Consider the following 18,541-nt stretch of genomic DNA (forward strand, 5'->3'; position numbering starts at 1 on the left):
GGGGCCGCGATGGCACCTGCCGGGTAGCCCTGACGCGCGGCCGGCGGTGCGGTGACCGGCGCCCATGGCGAGTGGCTTGACCTGCGCGGATGTGCGTTGCCGCGAGGCGTCCAGGCCAGGGGTGGGGCGCTGTAGGCGGTGGCCCGGTCAGGCGGAATGGCCTGCCCTTTTTGGCTGCTAAGACAGTATTTGCCCAGATGTTCGGGCCAGTGAGTTCGCCATGTGCTGCCGCCGTCGCCGCGTTCCGATCAGGTGGGAGTCTCCGCATGCCCCAGTCGCGCCAGGTCCCGGGCTCCCCTCGAGACGGCGCGGCCACCTCGCGTGCGCGGTGGCGGGCCCGCCTGGCCGGACGGTCGGCGCCAGCCCAGCACGACCTGCTCCTGGCGGCCATCCGCACCGCCATCCACGATGCCACCGCCACACCCAGCCCTGCCGCCACGCCTAGCCCTGCCGCCACGCCCAGCTCCGCGGCCGCACCCAGCGCCGCTCCCAGCAGGGCCGCTGCCGGCTTGGACGCGCAGGCGTCGTGGCGGGCGCTGGGGGTGTACCGGGGGATCGCCGAGCGGCTGCGTGCGGTGCTCGGGGAGGAGACCGGGGTCGTCCTGCCGGCGACCATGTTGTTCGATCTGCCCACACCGGACGCCCTCGCCGGCCATCTGCGTCGCACGCTGCTCGGGGAGCCGCGCGACACCGCCACGTCAGCCGGCCCGGGCACCGCGTCCGACCCGGTGGGCAGGCCGCCTGCGCTGGCGGACGATCCGGTGGTGATCGTCGGGATGGGCGTCCGGTTGGCGGGGGGCGTCGACTCGCCGCAGGCGCTGTGGGAGCTGGTCGGCGCCGGCCTGGACGCGACCGGTGACCTGCCGGACGACCGGGGCTGGGACCTCGACGCCCTCTACGACCCGAGTCCGCATGCGAGTCGGGCGGGCACCGCCTACACCCGGCGGGGTGGGTTCCTGGCGGGCATCGACCGGTTCGACGCGACCTTCTTCGGCATCGGGCCGCGGGAGGCGGCGGCCATCGACCCGCAGCAGCGGCTCATGCTGGAGACGTCCTGGGAGGCGCTCGAGCACGCCGGGATCGACCCGCGTTCGCTGCGCGGAAGCCGCACGGGGGTGTTCACCGGCACCTCCCTGACCGACTACGGACCGTCCTGGCATGTGGCGCCGGCCGCCGCCCAGGGACAGCTGCTCACCGGGACCGCACCCGGGGTCATCGCCGGACGGGTCGCCTACACCTTCGGCCTGGAAGGCCCCACCCTGGCCGTGGACACGCAGTGTTCCGCCTCGCTGGTCGCGGTGCATCTGGCCGCCCAGTCACTGCGGGCGGGGGAATGCGAACTGGCGCTGGCCGGCGGGGTCACCGTCATGTCGACGCCCGGCATCCTGGTGGAGTTCAGCCGCAAGCGCGGCCTCGCCCCGGACGGACGGTGCAAGGCCTTCTCCGTCGACGCCGACGGCACCGGCTGGGCGGACGGCGCCGGTGTCCTGGCGCTCGAACGGCTCTCCGCCGCCCGGCGTCACGGCCACCGGGTGCTGGCCGTCATCCGGGGCAGCGCGGTGAACTCCGACGGTGCCAGCAACGGGATGACCGCGCCGAACGGGCTGTCCCAGCAGCGCCTCATCCGCGCGGCGCTCGCCAACGCCGGACTGCGCGCCGCCGACGTCGACGCCGTCGAGGCCCACGGCACCGGTACCGCTCTCGGTGATCCGATCGAGGCGTCCGCGCTGCTGGCCACCTACGGTCAGGACCGCCCGCTCGACCGTCCGCTGCGCCTGGGGTCGCTGAAGTCCAACATCGGCCACAGCCAGGCCGCCGCCGGTGTCTGCGGCACCATCAAGATGGTGCAGGCGCTGCGGCACGAGACCCTCCCGCGGACCCTGCACGTGCGCGCCCCCTCCCCGCACGTCGACTGGTCCGCCGGTGCGGTCGCGCTGCTCACCGACCCGCTGCCCTGGCCGCACCACCCCGGTGGACGCCCCCGCCGCGCCGGTATCTCGGCGTTCGGCATCTCCGGCACCAACGCCCACCTCATCATCGAGGAAGCCCCACCCGAGCCCGAGCCCATCCGCGTCCCCCCGGCTGTTCCCGCGGCCGGCGCGCGGCCGGTGGCGCTGGTGCTGTCCGGACGGACCGACGCGGCGCTGCGCTCGGGCGCCGCGCGCCTCGCCGCGCACCTGCGCACCCATCCACACCTGGATCTGTCGGACGTCGCCCATACCCTCGCCGGACGGACCCGCTTCGAACACCGAGCCGTCGTGCTCACCGACCTGTCCACCCCGACCTCGGTGCGGACAGCCGCCCTGTCACCCGTGCCTGCCGCGGTGTCGGCTGCCGGCCAGGTATTGGCTGCCGGCCAGGTGGCGGCTGCGACTGCCGGGGTGTCGGCTGCCAGCCGGGTGGCGGTGGTGCTGGAGCGGCTGGCCGAGGGGCGCGGCGCGCCCGGCGTCGTCCGGGGTACCTGTGCGCCCGGTGCGCGGGGGCGCCTCGCGATGCTGTTCACCGGCCAGGGCAGCCAGCGCCCTGAACTCGGCCGCGAGCTCTACCAGGCGTTTCCGGTGTTCGCCGCCGCACTGGACGAGATCGCCGCCCGCTTCGACGCCCAGCTGGGACGTCCACTGCTCGACGTGATGTTCGCCCCGGCGGGCACCTACCTGGCCGCCCTGCTGGACCGCACCGAATACACCCAGCCGGCCCTGTTCGCCCATGAGACCGCGCTGTTCCAGCTGGTCACCTCGTGGGGGCCGCGTCCGGCGCTGCTGGCCGGCCACTCCATCGGCGAACTCGTCGCCGCGCACGTCGCCGGCATCTGGACCCTCGACGACGCCGTCCGTCTGGTCGCCGCCCGCGGCCGACTCATGCAGGCCTGCCCGGCCGGCGGCGCGATGATCGCCATCCGCGCGACCGTCGACGAGGTGACCGCCGCGCTGGCCGGCACCGGCGGACGGGTCACCCTCGCCGCCGTCAACGGGCCGTCCGCCGTCGTGATCGCCGGCGACACCGACGCCACCGCACACGTCGCCGCCACCTTCACCGCCCGTGGCGTCGCGACGCGCCGGCTCACCACCAGCCACGCCTTCCACTCCCCGCACCTGGACGGCATGCTGGACGACTTCCGCGCGGTCGCCGCCACCCTCACCTACCACGAGCCGATCATCCCGATCGTCTCGACGCTCACCGGCGAACTGTCCCCGCGCTGGATGCTCGAACCCGACTACTGGCCCCGCCAGGCCCGCGGCACGGTGTACTTCGCCGAGGCGCTGCGCCGCCTCGCGGCGGAAGGCGCCGACAGCTTCCTCGAGCTCGGTCCCGACGCCATCCTCACCCCCCTCGTCCCCGCCACCCTCGAAGACGACGACACGGGCGCCGGTGCCGGTGCCGCCGCTGGACGGCGTACGCCGTTGGCGGTCGCGACGGCGCGGGCGCGACGCCCGGAGCCCGAGATGGTGCTCGGCGCGGCCGCGGCTCTGGACACCCACGGCATCGACGTCGACTGGCACGCCGTCCCCGGCCGCCCCGGCCGCCCCGGCCACCTCGTCGACCTGCCCACCTACCCCTTCCAACGCCGCCGCCACTGGCTGGGCACCCCCGCCACCGTTCCCTTCGAGCCATCCACCCCGCCTGGACCATCCACCCCGCCCGGGTCATCCACGCGTCCGTCGTCGACGGGATGGCACTACCGCACCGTCTGGCAGCCACTCGCCGATGCGGACGTGACCGCCGTGCTCACCGCGTTCGCCGGGATCAGCCCGTCCGGCCGGAGCGGCCCGTCCGGTCAGGGCGGCCCGTCCGGTCAGAGCGGCCGGGTCGGCCAGCGCGGTCAGGTCGGCGGCGATGATCCGGGCGGGCGATGGCTGGTGGTCGTCCCACCGCGAGGTGCGGACCGGACGTTGGTCGCCCGGCTCGGCTGGGTCCTCGAGCGTCTCGGCGGCAGCGAGATCATCCAGCTCGAACATGCCGACCGTGCTGAGATCGCGGCCCGGCTCGCCGCTGTTCGGGCTGGTCACCCGACGCCGATCGGCGCCGTCCTCTCCCTGCTCGCGCTGGACGACACCCCCCATCCGGACCACCCGGGACTGACCCGCGGCCTCGCCCTGTCCGTCGTCTGCCCGCAGGCACTGGCCGACGCGTCCATCGACGCCCCGCTCTGGATGATCACCACGGGTGCCGTGGCCGCCGACGACGACCACCCCGTGACCCAGCCCGACCAGGCCATGGCCTGGGGCCTCGGCCGCACCCTGGCCCTGGAACGTCCCCACACCTGGGGCGGCCTGATCGACCTGCCTGGTCTGCCTGGCGGGGACAGCGGGGACGGCGGGGCTGGCGGGCGTGGGATCGATGACCAGTCGCTGCTGTGGCTCGGTGTCGCGCTCACCGTGGGCGATGCGGCTGGCGGCGAGTTCCAGTTCGCCGCGCGGTCGACGGGGCTGCGCGTCCCACGGTTGGTGCGGGTGCCGATGCCGGCGGACGGGCTCGCGGAGTCCGGGTTGGAACCCGCGTCGGGGTCCGCGCCGGGGGCGGGGACGGGGCGTGCGGGTGGGCCTGCCGCGAGGTTCGAGCGGGTCGGGCGGCGGGTCGGCTGCGTGCTGATCACCGGCGGGACGGGGGCTGTCGGTGCGCACGTCGCCCGGGCGCTCGCCCGCGGCGGGGTGCGACGGCTGGTGCTGGCGAGTCGGCGCGGGCCGGCGAGTCCGGGTGCGGAGGCGCTGGTCCGCGAGCTTGACGCGCTCGGTGCCCGGGCCAGTGCGCAGGCCTGTGACGTCGGCGACGAGTCGGCGCTGGCGGCTCTGCTGCGCCGGCAGGTGGACGCCGGTGAGCCGGTGACCGCGGTCGTGCACGCCGCTGGTGTCGTCGGAGCGTGCCGTCCCCTGCTTGAGCTCACCCTCGGCGAGGTCGCGGAGGTCGTCGCCGGGAAGGTCGCGGGTGCGAGCGCCCTCGTCCGGCTGCTCCCGACCCCGGACGGTGACAGCATCACCGAGATCGCGTTGGTGTCCTCGATCGCGGCGGTGTGGGGCAGCGGCAACCAGGCCGCCTACAGTGCGGCCAACGCCTACCTGGACGCCCTGGCCGGACGCGCCGACACCGGCCGCTGCCGGATCACCGCGCTCGCCTACGGCCCCTGGGACGGCGACGGTCTGGCCGCCACACCCGCCCTACGCGAGTTCCTGACCCGTCGAGGCCTGCGTCCCCTCGACCCTGCCCAGGCCGCGGCCATCCTCGCCGCGTCGCTCGGTGCCGGGTCGCTCGGTGCCGGGTCCCTCGGTGCCACGTCCCTTGGCGCGGGGCATCCCAGCGATCCGGTCGCCGCCGGGGCGCGTACCAGGACCATCGTCGACGTCGACTGGGACCGCTTTCTCCCGTCGATCACCGCGGCCCGCGACAACCGTTTCTTCACCGCGCTGTCGCACCCCGACCCGTCCGCGGCGCCGGGGGCGGGCGGTTCCGCGGAACACCTCGGGATCGCGGCGCGCACCTCGGGCGGTTCCGCGCGGCATCCGGGGGACGCGGTGACCGCGTCGGACGGTTCCGCGGAACACCCGGGGGCCGCGTCGGTCGCGGGGGAGCCGTCCCGGTGGGGGCTGGTCGAGCTGGTGGAGCTGGTGCGCGCGCAGGCGGCGGACGTCCTGGGGTACGAGTCGGCGCAGGAGGTGGAGCTCTCGCGTCGCTTCCTCGAGCTCGGCTTCGACTCGCTGGCCTCGGTGGAGCTGCGACGCAGGCTGGTCGCCGCGACCGGGCTCGGATTCGGGACCCAGGCCGTGTTCGAACATCCCACCGTCACCGAACTCGCCGCCCATCTCGCCGGCCTCGCCGCCGCCGCCCCGGCCACCATGCGTCCGGCCGCCGTGCCTTCGGCCACCACGAGTCCGGCGGCCGTGCCCTCGCAGCTCGCTCGTCCGGCGTTGGCCCACCCGGCGGCGGGCGGCGAGGCGGTGGGGGTGCGGGGGGTGTACCGGCAGGCGTGCGCGGAGGGGAAGTTCGCGGCGGGAGTGGGGGTGCTGCGGGCGGCGGCGAAGCTGCGCGCGGTGTGCACGTCCGTGGAGGGATTCGGGGCGCCGGGACGGCCGGTGCGCCTGGCGTCGGGGCCGGCACCGTTCGCGCTGGTCTGCCTGCCGTCCATGGTGGCGCCGTCCGGGCCGCACACCTTCGCTCGCCTCGCCCTGCACCTGCACGGACGCCGCGACGTCCACGCGCTGGCGCATCCCGGCTTCGGTGACGGTGAACCGCTACCGGCGACCGCCGACCTCGTCATCGCCCGGCACGTCGACACGATCACGCGGGCGTTCGCGGGGCGTCCGATCGTGCTGGCCGGCTACTCCTCCGGTGGCTGGCTCGCGCACGCGATCGCGTCCGTCCTCCAGGATCGCGGGATGCCCCCGGCGGCCGTCGTGCTGCTCGACACCTGGCTGCCCACCGACCGCATCCCCGAACACGACATCCAGGAGGAGCTGCGCGGCATCGCCGTCAACGAGCAGGCCTACGCGCTGATGACCGAAGCGCAGGTCACCGCGCAGGGCGCCTACCTGGACCTGTTCGAGAACTGGCGGCCCCGGGCCGTCGCCGCGCCGGTCATGCTCGTGCGGGCCCGCGTCCGCCCGCGGCGCGGCGGCCATCCCAGCACCGTCGCCGAGGACGTCACCGGCATCGGCCAGACCTGGACGTCCGAGTGGACCCTCGAACACGACAGTTTCGACGTGGCCGGCGACCACCAGTCGATGATGCACGAGCATTCCGCCGCCACCGCCCACGACCTGCACCGCTGGCTCAGTGGCGTCGAGGGACGACAACCAGCGCATGCGGCGGGTCCGCCGACGCCCTGACGGATGCACCCAAACAGCCCTCGGTTTACGGCCTCACAGGGGGAGGGCTGCCTGGCGGTGACGGCGGCGGTGGGGCAGCGGGGTATCGTCACCCATCCCCGTCATGTCCTGGCCGGGGTCAGGTCCTGGCCAAGGTCGGGCCGTGCAGCTGCCGGAGCGTGGGTCGGGCGGCGGGTGCGGGGCTCGCGGCGTCCATGCAGGCTCGCGGCGGAAGGTTCCACCATGGCTTTCGGCGGCCCCCTTTATGCGTTCTACACCCGGCGGCTGCGTCGGCAGGTGATGGACGGGCCGCTGCCCGCCCACGTTGGCCTGGTCATGGACGGTAACAGGCGGTGGGCCCGGGAGATGGGGATGGCCAACCCCAGCCTCGGGCATCGTTACGGCGCCGAGCATGCCGAGGATGTGCTGTCCTGGTGCGAGGCGGTCGGTATCCGCCACGTCACGGTGTTCGTCTGCTCGACGGAGAACCTGCAGAGCCGGGGGGACGCCGAGGTCGCCTACCTGATGAGCGTGATCGAGCAGGTGGTGTCCGACCGGCTGGCACGTCCGGACGCACGGTGGCGGGTGCACCTGGCCGGCATGCTCGACGTGCTGCCCGACTCGACCGCGCGGGTGCTCAAGAACGCGGTCGAGACCACCCGCGCCTGCACGACCGGCTTCCATGTGACGCTCGCCGTCGGGTACGGGGGGCGTCAGGAGGTCATCGAGGCGATTCGGGAGCACCTGTACGAGCGGGCCGAGGCCGGCGACTCGCTGGCGGACGTGGCCGCGGCCCTGACCGGGGACGACATCGCCCGCAACCTGTACACGGCCGGGCAGCCGGACCCGGACCTGGTGATCCGGACGTCCGGCGAGCAGCGCATGTCGAACTTCCTGCTGTGGCAGAGCGCCTACTCCGAGCTGTACTTCTGCGAGGCCTACTGGCCGGCGTTCCGCGAGATCGACTTCCTTCGGGCACTGCGCAGCTTCGCCGCCCGGGAACGCCGCCACGGCTCCTAGCCGGTCTCGCGCGGCGCCAGCCGGGCTGTCCACGCGCGTTTCCCACGGTGGTGACGTGACCGCGACGGCGCGTGTCTGGCGGGGTGGCAGGGTCTGGCGGGCTTGCGGCCATCTTCGCCGAGCTTGGGTGAACCGCTTTTCTTTGGCACCCGGTGCCACTACAGTTCTGCCCCAGCGGGGCAGGAAAAGGTCCCGTCCGGACCAGCAATCGTCCAGGCCATCCGCGTCCGGACTTCCCTTGTCCGGAGCGTGACCATCCGGGCTGGTAGCCGTCCGGATCTTGGCTGTGCGGCCCAGGGGAGTGTGTATGGAACCGACCGCGATCCAGATCGACCAGACCGTCGAGGCGTCCGAGGCGGAGGCGCCCATCGTGGCGGATCTTCTCGTCGAGGAGGTCTCCATCGACGGCATGTGCGGCGTCTACTGAGCGCCGATCCGGCCACGTCCGCTGGACCCTCCGGACCGGCCGCGTCCGTCCTTCCCTCGACCCCCGGCAGCGTCGCCGGCGGCGCAGGTGGGGCGGACGCGGCCTCCGTGGCGGCTCCCGGTCCGGCCGCGACGCCCCGCGGGTTCGATCTGGACCGGGCGTGGCGGCTGCATCCGCAGGTGTCCGTGCGGCCTGAGTCGTTCGGCGCGCTGCTCTACCACTTTGGTACCCGGCGGCTGTCGTTCCTGAAGGAGCCGGGGCTGTTGGCGCTGGTCGAGGCGCTGGCGACGCACGATTCGGTGCGGGCCGCGGCTGTTGCGGCGGGGTTGCCCGCCGCTGACCTCGGCCGATATCAGGGGGCACTGGCGACCCTCGCCGCGTCCCAGATGCTCGTCGAGGGGAGCGGTCCGTGACCAGCACGACGATCAGCATGGCGACGGCGACATCCGGTGCGCCGGCGACATCCAGTGCGGTGGCGCCGACGCGGCTCATCGACCACTTCGCGCGGGGGCTCGCGGCGCCGATCTGTCTGACCTGGGAGCTCACCTACGCCTGCAACCTGGCCTGCCGGCACTGCCTGTCCAGCTCGGGGCGGCGTGACCCGCGGGAGCTCTCGACCGACGAGTGCAAGGCGGTCATCGACGAACTCGAGCGGCTGCAGGTGTTCTACGTCAACATCGGCGGCGGCGAACCGACGGTGCGCGCCGACTTCTGGGAGCTCGTCGACTACGCCACCGAGCATCACGTCGGGGTGAAGTTCTCCACCAACGGCGTGCGGATCACCCCCGAGGTGGCCCAGCGGCTGGCCGCCAGCGACTACGTCGACGTGCAGATCTCCCTCGACGGTGCGACGGCCGAGATCAACGACGCGGTGCGCGGCGAGGGTTCGTACGACATGGCGATCCGCGCGATGGAGAACCTGGCCGCGGCCGGGTTCCGCGGGTTCAAGCTGTCCGTCGTCGTCACCCGGCACAACGTCTCCCAGCTGGACGGGTTCGCCGAGATCGCGAACCGCTACGGCGCGCAGCTACGGCTGACCCGGCTGCGTCCGTCCGGGCGCGGCGCCGACACCTGGGACGAGCTGCATCCCAGCGCCGCCCAGCAGCGTGAGCTCTACGACTGGCTGGTCGCCGCCGGTGAGAACGTGCTGACCGGCGACTCGTTCTTCCACCTGTCCGCCTACGGTCAGGCGCTGCCCGGGCTCAACCTGTGCGGCGCCGGCCGGGTGGTCTGCCTCATCGACCCGGTCGGGGACGTCTACGCCTGCCCGTTCGCCATCCACGACGAGTTCCTCGCCGGCAACGTGCGCGACACCGGCGGCTTCACCACCGTGTGGCGCGAGTCGGAGCTGTTCGAGGTCATGCGTGAGCCGCAGACCGGCGGGGCGTGCGCGTCCTGCGGGCACTACGACTCCTGCCGCGGCGGTTGCATGGCGGCGAAGTTCTTCACCGGTCTGCCCCTGGACGGCCCCGATCCCGAGTGCGTCCAGGGCCATGGAGTGGACGCCCTGCTGGCCCGCGGTGAGGTCGCGCCGCCGCGTTCGACGGTCGACCACTCCCGTCCGACGCAGGTGGGCGGTGCGGCTGGCCGGTCGAGTTCCCGGTCCCGGCCAGGCGGCGGTCGCCGGGGTGGCGGTGGGCCGGTGCCGGTCACGATCGGGCGGGCACCGAGCACGCTCTCGCCCGCGCTGCCCCCGGTCAGCGCCTGCCAGGAGGACCCGCTCGCCGGCTTCGATCCGGTCGCGGCGGCCGCCAGGCCCTGATCCACCGGATGGGTCGGTGGCCGGACGCGCCGGTAGGCCGCCCAGACCTGTCGCCGAACGTCGATCACAGGCCGCCCGTGCCTTCGCGCGCGGACGGCCTGTGGCGATCCCGCGATCCCGCGGTCCGGCGCCCAGGGGCGAACCCGGTGGGCTGGTAACAGTTGCGGTGGCGGCCGGACTGTGGGCATGGTGGTGATCCGGGGTATGTCGGCGTAGTCGGTGTACGTCCGGGGAGCACTGACCGAGGGAACACCGCACCAAAACTTAACGTTGTTAAGTTGCTGGCGGGTGAATGGGTCGGTATGCAGGTAGGTAGGTAGGTAACCAAGTAGCGGCGCGGAGTGGGAGGGAGTGGGGCTGATGCCAGGTCACGGACCTCGCCTCCCGCGGGCGCTCGTCGCGGTGCCGGACGCTGCGCACGCGCCGCTGTTCTCGCCCCCGCTACGGCTGGTCGCGCGCTTCCTGTTCGATCAGGGCTTTCCAGCCCCGCATCAGGGCGGCGAGCTGAAGATCGAATGTCTGGTCGACGGATCTCCCGGTCGCCTCGATCACCCGGCGCAGGTTTCTGGTCCGGTCGATACCGGTCGGCCCGACACCCGTGGTGGCTCCGCCGTCGGAACCGCTCGCGGCACCCGGCTCGGTGGCCCTGGGGGAGTCGAGGCCCAGGCGGGTGGCGACGGGCAGGCGGTTGGGGTTCATCAGCGCCGAGCCGAACGCCAGGATCTCCGCGCTCTCGATGATCGGGTAGCACAGGTGATCGGGCACACCGCCGGTGAGCATCCGTCCCACCATGTGCTCGCGGGCGGTGTTGCCGCTGTAACTGGTGGGCAGGCTGCCGGGGGCCAGCAGGGGTGCGGCGTTGGGGTGCGAGACGAGCACGTGACGGAAGCTGGTCGTCGACTCGACGAGGATCTCCTCCCAGCTGCGCGTGGTGTCCTGCGGCAGGACCGCCTGCGACAGCACCATGGACACGACGCCTCGCAGAATCTCGTCCTTGTCCGTGAAATGGTGGTACAGGGCCGCGCCACTCACGCCGAGTTCGGTGCCCAGGCGGCGCAGGTTCAGTGCGGCCAGCCCCTCGGCGTCGATGATGTCGAGCGCTTTGACGATCGCCTCCCTGCGGTCCACCAGTGGCGATTTGGGCCGTCCCACGTGTCGATCTCCTTTGCGCCCCGACCAGTGCCGCGCCCGAGCGGCCATCCGCATGCGGTGTTCGTGCCCGGTGCCTCACAGTCTGCCTGGCCGGCCGCCCTTTCCGCGAGCGTCCCGGACAATCGACCGCGTTCGCCGGTCGCCCACCACCATCCGTACCGCCGGCACCGGCTGCGCCGTCACCCTCGGCGTGGACGGTTCCCGCCCCACCGGCGGCCCGCCGCCGTGCTTCCAGACGTCATCCACTCGGTGAGAGCGCACCAGGAGTAGCGAATGTCCAGAGTTCTCGATTTCCCCGTCTTCGACGCGGACAATCACATGTACGAGACGACCGACGCGTTCACCAAGTACCTTCCGGCGAGCCACGCCGGCCTGGTGAAGTACGTTCAGATCAACGGTCGCACCAAGATCGCGCTGCGGAACGTCATCAGCGAGTACATCCCGAACCCGACGTTCAACGTCGTGGCGCCCCCCGGCGCGCAGGAGATCGAGTTCCGGCTGAAGAACCCGTCGTCCAAGACGAAGGCCGGCGACATCGAGGCCGCCCCGCCGCCCAGGTACATCAAGGCCCTCCCGGCGTTCTTCAACCCGGCCGACCGGCTCGAGCTCATGAACGAGCTCAGCATCGACCGGGCGATGATGTGGCCGACGCTGGCCAGCCTGCTCGAGGAGCGCCTGGCCGACGACCCGGAGTCGACCGTCGTCGTCGTCCACGCCCTCAACGAGTGGATGTTCGAGCACTGGTCGTACAACTTCGAGGAGCGGATCTTCCCGACTCCGGTGATCACGCTGCCGTTCGTCGACAAGGCGCTGCGGGAGCTCGACTACGTCTTGGAGCGCGGCGCCCGCGCGATCCTGGTCCGCCCGGCACCCGTGCCCGGCTACGGCGGCGTGCGCCGCTCGTTCGCGCTGCCCGAGTACGACCCCTTCTGGAAGAGGGTCGAGGAGTCCGGCGTCGTCGTGGGCATGCACGCCTCCGACGACGGCTTCCAGCGTTACATCAACGAGTTCGAGGGTGTCCGCGGCGAGTTCCTGCCCTTCGACAGCAAGCCGTCGGCCTTCTCGCAGATCCTCAACAGCGAGCACCGCTACATCAAGGACGTCGTCACCTCGATCATCGCCCACGGTCTGGCCACCCGCTTCCCGGCCATCCGTTTCCTGCCGGTCGAGAACGGCAGCTCCTGGGTCCGTCCGCTGGTCAACCAGTTCCAGAAGCACTACGACCGCAGCCCGGGCATGTTCGACGAGGACCCGATGGTCACCTGGCGGCGCAGCATCTTCGTCCACCCCTTCCACGAGGAGGACGTCGTCAGCCTGGTGCAGACCATTGGCGCCGACAACGTCGTCTTCGGTTCGGACTACCCGCACCCCGAGGGCCTGTTCGACCCGGTGACCTTCGTCGACGAGATCGAGAGCCTGCCGCTGGCGGACCAGCGCAAGGTCATGGGCGAGAACCTCGCCAAGATCATGGGTGTCGACCCGGCCAAGAAGGCCCTGGTCACTGCCTGACCGCTGCCCGGTCGCCGTCTGATCGGCGGCCGATGACCAGCTGATCGCGGGCGTCCCAGGACGCCCTGACCGCACCAGGACGGGGCGGGTCCCACGGGACTCGCCCCGTCCTCGCGTTGCGGCCGGATGCGCCGGAGGGGGCCCGCGGTTACAGTGGCACTCGGTGCCAAATCAAATGGCATCCCCTGGTGGACGAGGCGGGAGTGCGATGGCCAGCACGAAGGATTGGTTCGAGACGGTCGCGGAGGCCCAGCGGCGGGCGAAGAAGCGGCTGCCCAAGGGCGTCTACCTGGCGCTGGTCGCCGGGTCCGAGGCCGGCGTGACGATGGACGACAACCTCGCCGCGTTCGCCGAGCTCAAGGTCCGCCCGCACGTCGCCGACCTGCCGCACACCCGCGACCTGTCCACCACGGTGATGGGGCAGGAGATCAGCTTCCCGGTCATCATCTCCCCGACCGGCGTGCAGGCGGTGCACCCCGACGGGGAGCTCGCGGTCGCCCGGGCCGCGGCCGGCGCCGGGACGGCGATGGGCCTGTCGGCGTTCGCGTCCAAGCCGGTCGAGCAGGTCGCCAAGACCATCGACAAGCTGCTGTTCCAGACCTACTGGCTGGGCTCCCGCGAGGAGATCCTCGCCCGCGCCGAGCGGGCCCGCGCCGCCGGCGCCAAGGGGCTCATCGTCACCCTGGACTGGGTGTTCGACTCCCGCCGGGACTGGGGCAGCCCGTTCATCCCGGACAAGCTCGACCTCAAGGCCATGGCCCGGTACGCCCCGCAGGTCGCGATCAGGCCGCGCTACCTGGCCACCTGGCTGCGCAGCGGGTCGCTGCCCGACCTCGGCGTGCCCAACCTCGGGCCACGCGAGGCCACCCCGCCGACCTTCTTCGGCGCCTACGGCCAGTGGATGGGCACCCCGCCACCCACCTGGGCGGACCTCGCCTGGCTGCGCGAGCAGTGGGACGGCCCCTTCATGATCAAGGGCATCACCCGGCCGGACGACGCCCGCCGCGCGGTGGACGTCGGCGCCAGCGCCATCTCGGTGTCCAACCACGGTGGTAACAACGTCGACACCACACCGGCGTCGATCCGCTGCCTGCCCGGTGTGGTGGACGCGGTCGGTGACCAGATCGAGGTCGTGCTCGACGGCGGCATCCGCCGTGGCAGCGACGTGGTCAAGGCACTGGCCCTCGGTGCCCGCGCGGTGATGGTCGGCCGGGCGTACCTGTGGGGGATGGCGGCCGGCGGCGAGCGCGGCGTGATGAACGTGCTGGAGATCCTCCGCCAGGGCGTGAGCGAGACACTGCTTGGCCTGGGCCACTCCTCGGTACACGAACTGTCGCCCGAGGACCTGCTCGTCCCGGCCGGCTTCGCGTTGGACCGCAAGCTCTGACCCTAGCGGTTCGCAGGCTTCACCGTAAACCCTTTTGACGGTTTGTCCTACCGGATCGCAGGTAGGGCGCGATTCGATCGGATGTACGCGGAAAGAAACGCGTGAGATACATTCGAGTTATCGGCAGGAAACTCGGCCGCCCCGGGTGGAAGTAAAGGCGGGTGCAACGCCCGGTTGCACCCGGGGCGAAACCGACTTGCACGGTTGTCCGTGTCTGCTGGGGTGTGCACCATAGTGGCATGCCCTGTCGCCCTCGCAATGCGGCCCCCCTGGTCCCCGCCCCCCGGCGTCCGGATGAGGTCATTTCCGGACCGGACAGCATGCCGAACGTTCCGGTGGAATTCCCGGAGAATCTCCCGGTGGTCGGTGGTGAGAATCCTTTCCGCGGTCGCGTCGTGGTGCCGGCCGGCCGGCTGGTCCGGCGGCCCGTGCTCCAGGCCGGACGCTGTTTCCGGCGGCCCGGCGGCGGAATGACCGGCGTGAATGCGCATGCCGAATGACCCCGCCGAGCCCGCACCGGCCGGGCCCGCGCACCCCCAGCATCCCGGCCCTGCGCCTTCCCTCACCGGCTCTGTCGGCCCCGCGCATTCCGACCCCGCGCATTCCGGCCCCGCGCATTCCGACCCCGCGCATTCCGACCATGCGGGTCGCGGGCTCGCGGACACCGAGCCATCGGCTGGTGGCAGCACGGGTGCCGATGTCCCTGCGGGCGGCCCAGCGGCTGCGGGCGTTGCGGGTGCCGGCCTCATGGTCGGCGGCATGGACGCCTGCACGGTCGCGAGCTGCGACGCTGCGACGGGCGGCCCGGCGACGTGTGGGGACGGGGATCTCGGGGACGGGGATCTCGGGGTCGCGGCTTGCGGGATCGGGAGCGGCCGGGCGGCTGCGGGCGATCGCGCGGGGAACGCGGCCGCACCGGCGGGAGGCGGGGCGGCTGGCGGCGTGGATGGGGCTGCCGGCGATGCTCTCCCTGCTCCTGGTCGGGATCTCGACCTGCACCCGCACGCCCGGTATCGCATCGTCGTGCGGGGATACGACCAGCATCCCGGGGCTGACGAAGAACGAGATCAGGCTGGGTCTGGTGCTGCCCGACTCGGGGGTGCTGGCGCCCGGCTACCGGGCCGTGCGGGCGGGCGTCGACGCACGTATCGGCGCCGTCAACGCGGCTGGGGGAATCAACGGCCGTAGGATTTCCTACACCTGGCGAGACGATGTGGGCACCGCGCAGGGAAACCTGATCGCCGCACGTGACCTGATCAACGGCCAGGGCGTGTTCGGCCTGCTGGAGTTCACCAGCGCCGCGGCTGGAAGCGCGCCGTTTCTCGCCAGCCGGGGAATTCCGGTGGTCGGTTCGGCCACCGAGGATGTCTGGCTGCGCAGCCCGAACATGTTCGGGATCGTGAACTCCGTTGGCGGCGCGGTCGACACCTATGGCCGCGCGGTGGTGGCCCGGGGCGGCACGCGGGCGTACGTCGTCCGTACGGGAATGTCCTCCGGTGTGGCCGGGGCCGCCGACCGGATCGGTCAGAGCCTGCGGGCGGTCGGTGTCGATGTGGTCGGCGACACTCCCTATCTGGCCGGTGCGGACAATGTGAGCGCGCTCGCCGCCCGGATCGTCGACTCCGGCGCCGACACGGTGATCACCATGCTCGCCTCGGGTGCCCTGCCGGCGCTGCTCGACGCCATCCACCAGGCCGGCGGCGAACCGGACGTGGTCCTCGCCCTCGGCGGCTACGACCACGACCTGCTGCGCACCGGCGCGACGGCGCTCGCCGGAACCCTGGTGCCCATCTCCTACCGTCCGTTCGAAACCGGCGGCCCGGCCACGGAGCGCTACCTGGACGCGATGCGCCGCTACGCCCCGCAGCTGTCCGACCCGCGGCAGGAGGGCTCCCTGGTGTCCTACATCGACACCGACCTGTTCCTGCGTGGCCTGCGCGCCGCCGGACCCTGTCCGACCCGCGCCTCCTTCGTCACCGCCCTGCGCTCGATGACCAGCTACACCGCGGACGGCCTGCTCGGCCCGACCAACGTCGGTACCGCCCGGGCCCACCCGACCACCTGCGTCGCCCTGCTGCGCGTCAACGCCACCGCCACCGCCTTCGACTCCGAGGACCGCGGCCTGTGCGGCGCCGAACTGACCCCCACCCTGTAACCCCGCACCGCCCGCGACGCCCTGTCCGACCCTGACGGCGCCCGCGCCGGGCGGGACGTAACGTGACGGTTCGGAGAACCTCGGCGCGCCGTCGCCAGGCGGGAGGGTGCGGACGATGCCGCTGTGGCAGCAGGCGGGGATCGCGGCCGGCGTGCTGCTGGCGCTGGCACTGGTGGTCCGGGTCGCGGCCAGGCTGTCCGAGCCCCGGGCATCTGAGCCCCGGGCATCTGAGCCCCGGGCGTCCGGGGGTGGGGCGTCGGGGGTGGGGCGTCGGCGGGTGCGGCGGGTGCTGGGGTTCGTCGGGGCGGCCAGCCAGGAGGCGGGGACGATCCTGGGGCTGTTCACGCTGTGGCAGATCGCGCGCATCCTCGGGGTGACGCGGGTCGGCGGCGCGATGGAACGCGCCGACTGGATCTGGCGGACCGAGCGGATGCTGCGGCTGCCCAGCGAGCTGGCGATGGAACGGTTCATGCTGCACCACGAGTCGTGGCTGCGGGCGGCGAACGTGTTCTACAGCTGGGTGCACTTCCCGGCGATGAACGTGTTCCTGGTCTGGTTGTTCCTGCGCCACCGGCGGGCCTACCCGTCCGTGCGCACGACGATCGTGCTGTTCACCGGGTCGTCCCTGCTGTTTCACATGTTCCTGCCGACGGCGCCGCCGCGGATGCTCACCTCCGTCGGGTTCGTGGACGAGGCGGTGGCGCTCGGCCAGTCGGTCTACGGCGAGTTCGGTGCCGGGGTGGCGGCGCAGCTGTCGGCGCTGCCGTCGGTGCATGTGGGCTGGGCATGCCTGATCGCCTACGAGGTGATCCGGATCAGTCCGAGCCGGTGGCGGTGGCTGATCCTCGCCCATCCGATCGTGACGAGCCTCGTCGTCGTCGTCACCGCCAACCACTGGTGGGCCGACGGGATTCTCGCCGGGGCACTGCTCGCCCTCGCGATCGTGGTCGGCCGCGCCCTGTCGGCGCTGCGGCGTCGGCTGCTGGCCCGGTCGCCGTGGGGGCGGGTCGCCCGGCCAGGCTCCGTCGTCGCCGGTTCCGCGGCGCGGCGGCCGGTGACTCCCCGAAGTGACACCGGGGCCGCGAGCGCGTGGTCCGGTGATCCGGCGGTGCCGGCCGGGATCGGGGTCGGGCTCGGGGGAGCCAGCCCGGTACGGGATGGACATCAGGACCAGGATTCCCGTCAGGATCACGCCGGTCAGTAGCCGGTGGCAGGCAGAAGACGCTCCGCGCACTGCTGTACGTTCTTCGCCGGACTGCCGGGGCGGTGAGCGCGGCACCGATGCGATCCCGCTGCCCCGGCGCATGCGGCCACATCCGGACAGCGCGTTGCTCGCCTATGACACCGGCCGGGAACCAGGCGATGTCCTCGGTGGGATGACCGCGGTGCGCGACGGTGACGCTCGGTGCAGCGACAGGTGGCCGGTGACCGGTGATCAGGTCAGGGGCCCGAACCGCCACCTGAAGCCACGCGGCCGGGTGACCAGCGCCTGACCGTCCACCCGGCGGCGGCCGCGAACTGAGGACGGCCGGCGGCCGGCGGTCGAACGCGGTGATCGTTTCCCCGGGGTGCGCGGTGGCTGCTGGGGAGCAATGTCACGTCGCTTGACAAGGTGGGCGAGCTACGACAGTGTTGTAGGAGATAAGTTAAAGCTTACTTAACCGCATGCTTCTGATCGACTGCGTCTGATCGGCTGTTCCTGATCGTGATGCGTGCGGATGGGATCACCGAGGAGGCACCGTCCGAAGGGCACCGCTGAGAAGGCACGGAGCAGGCCGGCTCGGTGAGCCCGAACCCAGCCCCGGTCGCCTGCGCGCGGTGGGCATATGCCCGCCGGCCGTGGCCGCGTCGGTGCGGGGTTCCTGAACCCCGGATCCGTTTCTGCTGAGTATGACCTTCGGTGTGGTGCGGCGTGACACTTTTCGGGTGACTGTTCCGGGCCGCCGGTGCGACTGAACGGCGCCTGTTCGACTGCCTGAAAACACCTGGCTCTGAGGTTCTCTTCGGCCTGCCCGGAAACAGGACGAAGACGAAACAGAGCGAAGACGTTGTCCTTCTGTGGGAAACCATCGACCCGGAGGTGCGAACCGCATGTCCAGCAGCCTCTTCGACGACGCGAGTGGATCGTTCCTCGCCCTGGTCAACGGTGCGGGTCAGTACTCGCTGTGGCCGACGTTTCTCGACGTCCCGGCCGGCTGGCGGGTGGCGTTCGGGCCGGATTCCCGCGGGCAGTGCCTCGACCATGTCGAACGGACCTGGACGAACATGCGGCCGGTGGGTCTCGCCAGCCCGGTCGAGCGCGGGGAGTCCCAGCCGTTCTGACCTACCGCCC

At 72.3% G+C, this 18,541-nt stretch carries 11 protein-coding genes; 10 read left to right on the plus strand and 1 reads right to left on the minus strand.

The features are described from left to right. Window positions 1-266: 266 nt before the first annotated feature. From MXD61_RS17660 to mftC, 5 genes are all read left to right on the plus strand, one after another. The gene (locus tag MXD61_RS17660; protein ID WP_248814583.1) at window positions 267-6,818 is read left to right on the plus strand and encodes a type I polyketide synthase; all 6,552 of its coding nucleotides are present in this window, start codon (window positions 267-269) and stop codon (window positions 6,816-6,818) included. A 222-nt stretch (window positions 6,819-7,040) separates the two neighbouring features. Then, window positions 7,041-7,817, plus strand: coding sequence for a polyprenyl diphosphate synthase (uppS, locus tag MXD61_RS17665; RefSeq protein ID WP_248814584.1), 777 nt, complete (start codon window positions 7,041-7,043; stop codon window positions 7,815-7,817). Window positions 7,818-8,124: 307 nt separating this feature from the next. After that, complete coding sequence (gene mftA, locus MXD61_RS17670) at window positions 8,125-8,244, plus strand: mycofactocin precursor MftA (RefSeq protein ID WP_248814585.1); 120 nt, start codon at window positions 8,125-8,127, stop codon at window positions 8,242-8,244. A 107-nt stretch (window positions 8,245-8,351) separates the two neighbouring features. Further along, complete coding sequence (gene mftB / locus MXD61_RS17675) at window positions 8,352-8,657, plus strand: mycofactocin biosynthesis chaperone MftB (RefSeq protein ID WP_248814606.1); 306 nt, start codon at window positions 8,352-8,354, stop codon at window positions 8,655-8,657. 17 nt (window positions 8,658-8,674) lie between these two features. Then, entirely contained in the window at window positions 8,675-10,006 is a 1,332-nt protein-coding gene (gene mftC / locus MXD61_RS17680) for a mycofactocin radical SAM maturase (protein WP_248814607.1), read from the plus strand. Window positions 10,007-10,447: 441 nt separating this feature from the next. Here mftC and MXD61_RS17685 read toward each other — a convergent pair whose 3' ends face one another. Then, window positions 10,448-11,158, minus strand: a complete 711-nt coding sequence (locus MXD61_RS17685; RefSeq protein WP_248814586.1) for a TetR/AcrR family transcriptional regulator — start codon at window positions 11,156-11,158, stop codon at window positions 10,448-10,450. A gap of 273 nt (window positions 11,159-11,431) precedes the next feature. On the opposite strand from MXD61_RS17685, the gene MXD61_RS17690 reads away from it, so the two are divergent. The 5 genes from MXD61_RS17690 to MXD61_RS17710 all read left to right on the plus strand — a co-directional run bounded on the left by MXD61_RS17690 (window position 11,432) and on the right by MXD61_RS17710 (window position 18,531). Beyond that, the gene (locus MXD61_RS17690; protein ID WP_248814587.1) at window positions 11,432-12,667 is read left to right on the plus strand and encodes an amidohydrolase family protein; all 1,236 of its coding nucleotides are present in this window, start codon (window positions 11,432-11,434) and stop codon (window positions 12,665-12,667) included. Between the two features lie 208 nt (window positions 12,668-12,875). Further along, window positions 12,876-14,054: a pre-mycofactocin synthase MftD gene (mftD, locus tag MXD61_RS17695; RefSeq protein WP_248814588.1), complete on the plus strand. Its 1,179-nt coding sequence runs from the start codon at window positions 12,876-12,878 to the stop codon at window positions 14,052-14,054. A gap of 679 nt (window positions 14,055-14,733) precedes the next feature. Beyond that, entirely contained in the window at window positions 14,734-16,209 is a 1,476-nt protein-coding gene (locus MXD61_RS17700; protein ID WP_248814589.1) for an ABC transporter substrate-binding protein, read from the plus strand. A 115-nt stretch (window positions 16,210-16,324) separates the two neighbouring features. Then, entirely contained in the window at window positions 16,325-17,413 is a 1,089-nt protein-coding gene (locus tag MXD61_RS17705) for a phosphatase PAP2 family protein (RefSeq protein ID WP_248814590.1), read from the plus strand. A gap of 887 nt (window positions 17,414-18,300) precedes the next feature. Beyond that, complete coding sequence (locus MXD61_RS17710; protein ID WP_248814591.1) at window positions 18,301-18,531, plus strand: MbtH family protein; 231 nt, start codon at window positions 18,301-18,303, stop codon at window positions 18,529-18,531. The last annotated feature ends 10 nt before the right edge of the window (window positions 18,532-18,541 follow it).

This window comes from Frankia sp. AgPm24 (genome assembly GCF_023243055.1).
In the GTDB taxonomy this organism is placed as follows: Bacteria; Actinomycetota; Actinomycetes; order Frankiales; family Frankiaceae; genus Frankia; species Frankia umida.

What these genes read in the sequence shown, in the direction of transcription:
- mftD (WP_248814588.1), top strand. Translation starts at nt 12,876, where the DNA reads ATGGCCAGCACGAAGGATTGGTTCGAGACGGTCGCGGAGGCCCAGCGG.
- MXD61_RS17690 (WP_248814587.1), top strand. Translation starts at nt 11,432, where the DNA reads ATGTCCAGAGTTCTCGATTTCCCCGTCTTCGACGCGGACAATCACATG.
- mftA (WP_248814585.1), top strand. Translation starts at nt 8,125, where the DNA reads ATGGAACCGACCGCGATCCAGATCGACCAGACCGTCGAGGCGTCCGAG.
- MXD61_RS17705 (WP_248814590.1), top strand. Translation starts at nt 16,325, where the DNA reads ATGCCGCTGTGGCAGCAGGCGGGGATCGCGGCCGGCGTGCTGCTGGCG.
- MXD61_RS17660 (WP_248814583.1), top strand. Translation starts at nt 267, where the DNA reads ATGCCCCAGTCGCGCCAGGTCCCGGGCTCCCCTCGAGACGGCGCGGCC.
- mftC (WP_248814607.1), top strand. Translation starts at nt 8,675, where the DNA reads ATGGCGACGGCGACATCCGGTGCGCCGGCGACATCCAGTGCGGTGGCG.
- MXD61_RS17710 (WP_248814591.1), top strand. Translation starts at nt 18,301, where the DNA reads ATGTCCAGCAGCCTCTTCGACGACGCGAGTGGATCGTTCCTCGCCCTG.
- uppS (WP_248814584.1), top strand. Translation starts at nt 7,041, where the DNA reads ATGGCTTTCGGCGGCCCCCTTTATGCGTTCTACACCCGGCGGCTGCGT.